Source organism: Polaribacter sp. IC066, assembly GCF_007997085.1.
Lineage (GTDB): Bacteria > Bacteroidota > Bacteroidia > Flavobacteriales > Flavobacteriaceae > Polaribacter.
Genome location: NZ_VORR01000110.1, coordinates 1 through 2,642 on the forward strand (window position 1 = coordinate 1; position 2,642 = coordinate 2,642).

The following is a 2,642-nucleotide window of genomic DNA, read 5'->3' on the forward strand; positions in this document are numbered from 1 at the left end:
GAGTAGGTCGCCGCCTTTCTTAAATCTGAACCTTGTTCAGATACTTAAAACCTCAATCTAACGATTGAGGTTTTTTTATGACCAAAAACGAGATAGTTGTTAATCTTAATAGCTTAAGTAGGGCTTGTTAAAAATTGTATGCTGGGGGATGTAGTGGCGCAAGTATTAATTTAGGGGGATTCTTTTATCTTTGCTTTCAAATACTGATATAATTGGATTTAGAATTAGCGAGTTATACCAATTTAGTTATTAAATGCCGTATTAAAAGCATTCAGAAAATGATGATTTCCAGTTATAGATTTAATTGTTTGAGGTTTCATTTCGCAGACCATTTCGCTCAACCAGTCTTTTAAACTTTTCATTGATTCAAATCTTTGATTTTTGAATCGGTTTTTAATGTATTGCCATATTTGTTCGCACGGGTTTAGCTCGGGGTTGTATGGTGGTATTCTTAGTAGGAATATATTTTCTGGCACCTCTATGTTCTTTGTAGAATGAAATCCTGCATTATCGATCACTACAATTTTATATTCCTTTGGATTGTAGATTGAAAACTCCCGCAGATAGGCTTCAAATATGTCAGTACTTACCCCATTTATTTCCTAAACAAAAGAGTCTCCGTTTATTGGCGAGTAACTACCATACAGATAGGTGGTTTTATAAATATGTTGATAGGTCACTATTGGCTTTACACCGCTGGCGGTTATGTATTTCCCTAGATGATTCATCATTCCAAATCGAGCTTCGTCTTGAAAATATAAATTAACAGCTTCGTAACTATCTTTATTTAGACTAATTCTAATGTTATTTAGGGTATTAGGGAGTTTTTAAAAAAGCTTTTTCAGCTTCTACATCCTTTTTGTAGTGAGATTTTCTAGGAGTCTTGGGTTTTGTTTTAAAATGTTGAATCAGATACTCACGAATCCGCTGGTACTTAACATCCACACCATACTCTTGTTTCACCCAGTCTTGAGCATCCCAATATCCTAAAAATGGATTATTTGGGTCATGTACTCTTTGCGATAATCCTTTATGCATTTCTGGAGTAATAATTTTAGAAGTTTTGTTTTTAGGTTTGTCCTTTAACATCATCTCAACACCACCATCCCTATAATCAACAAGCCACCTTTCTAAAGTTCTAATATGAATCCCAAAAGAAGTAGCTAATTCTTCCCGTGTTCCAAATTTGCCAGACTTAATTGCTAGCAAACTTTTTAAGCGTTTTTCTCCCTTTAAAGTTTGCTGTTTTGCCAAGAGTCTCCTTAACTCCAAATCTGATTCTTTAATATCTAAAATTGCCTTTTTTCCCATAGATAAATATACGAATTATACACGGCAATACAAAACTATTTTGGTATTATTTATTACCAAAAGGGATTTTAGAATATTTTGATATTTCTAAATATACTTTAGTTGCGGATAAGATTCTCTTCTAAATAGAAGAGGAGAATATTGTACCAAAAGAATACGATTTAAATTCAGCACACTCCAAAGGTTTTACCCCCAGAAATAACAATTGAGGACTTTCATCTAAAAGGTAAATCTGTTTTTCTACACATAAAACGCAGAAGCTGGACATTGGTTTTTATAGGTGAAATTGTAAAAAGAGATTGGGATTTAATTGCAAAAGGCACTCGTATTACTAGCGAATTTGCCTCTTTTTTAAAAGGTATCTCTTAATAACCATGCTGTGAGTGCCAAACGTTTTGGATATTATTACAACACCAATGGTCTAATGTTGCAATATCACTATAAAAATCATTTAAGTGATTTTAAATCATGGACACAAAAAGACTATGCAGAAGATTGGTTGCTCTATGGAGAGAATATAGGAAAGCATTTAAGTGCAGATGAAACCTTTTTATCTAATGGAGAATTATATACCATCTTAACAAACAAAGATGGGCAGGGTGAAAAAGGAAGTATTGTTGCAATTGTAAAAGGTACTAAAGTAAATGAAGTTATAGATATACTTTATACAATTCCAATTGAAAAACGAAATTTGGTAGAAGAAGTTACAGTAGATATGGCAGGTAGTATGAACTTGATTGCAAAAAAATGTTTTCCAAAAACAACCATAGTTACCGATAGATTTCATGTTCAAAAACTAGTAACAAAATCGGAACAAGAAGAACGTATACAGTAGAGTTGAAATAAAGTTGAAAATTATAGATTTCGAAAATTTCGTTATTTTATAATATTGAAAAAATGAAGCCATATAAGCATCTGAACTGTTAGCGAACGTAGATACTCACAAGTAGTTACTAGCTAGAAGTCTATACTTACTATTCAAATCCAACATAAAGCGGACAGCAAGGCAAGTGAACAGCTCTGAAATTCTATTAAATTTATATGCAAATATTGAAAAAGCATATAATTTTGCGCAATAAATAAGGTATATACTCAATACATTTAGGTTTTCGGGAACATAAAATTTCATGGTCTAATTATTGATATTAAATTACTGTTTTTCAGTTATTTAAGCACTATATTTTTGTTATTTTGAGTAATATTTAGTATCTTTATATTGTTGATATTCAGATGTATGACTATAAAATTATCACAAGAAGAGAAAATTACAATTAAACAATTACACCGTAATTGTAAACAAAGAAAACATGCCGATAAACTAAAAGCTATTC

At 31.5% G+C, this 2,642-nt stretch carries 3 protein-coding genes; 1 reads left to right on the forward strand and 2 read right to left on the reverse strand.

The features are described from left to right. Nucleotides 1–242: 242 nt before the first annotated feature. Nucleotides 243–599 carry a transposase gene (locus tag ES044_RS18030; protein WP_223269282.1) on the reverse strand — a complete coding sequence of 119 codons (357 nt, stop codon included), beginning with the start codon at nucleotides 597–599 and terminating at the stop codon, nucleotides 243–245. A gap of 217 nt (nucleotides 600–816) precedes the next feature. Then, nucleotides 817–1,311: a helix-turn-helix domain-containing protein gene (locus ES044_RS18035; RefSeq protein WP_147120742.1), complete on the reverse strand. Its 495-nt coding sequence runs from the start codon at nucleotides 1,309–1,311 to the stop codon at nucleotides 817–819. 379 nt (nucleotides 1,312–1,690) lie between these two features. Between ES044_RS18035 and ES044_RS18045 the strand changes: the two genes are divergently transcribed. Next, complete coding sequence (locus tag ES044_RS18045; RefSeq protein ID WP_147120743.1) at nucleotides 1,691–2,146, forward strand: transposase; 456 nt, start codon at nucleotides 1,691–1,693, stop codon at nucleotides 2,144–2,146. The last annotated feature ends 496 nt before the right edge of the window (nucleotides 2,147–2,642 follow it).

Coding starts and splice junctions, on each gene's coding strand:
- ES044_RS18035 (WP_147120742.1), bottom strand. CDS start 1,311: ATGGGAAAAAAGGCAATTTTAGATATTAAAGAATCAGATTTGGAGTTA.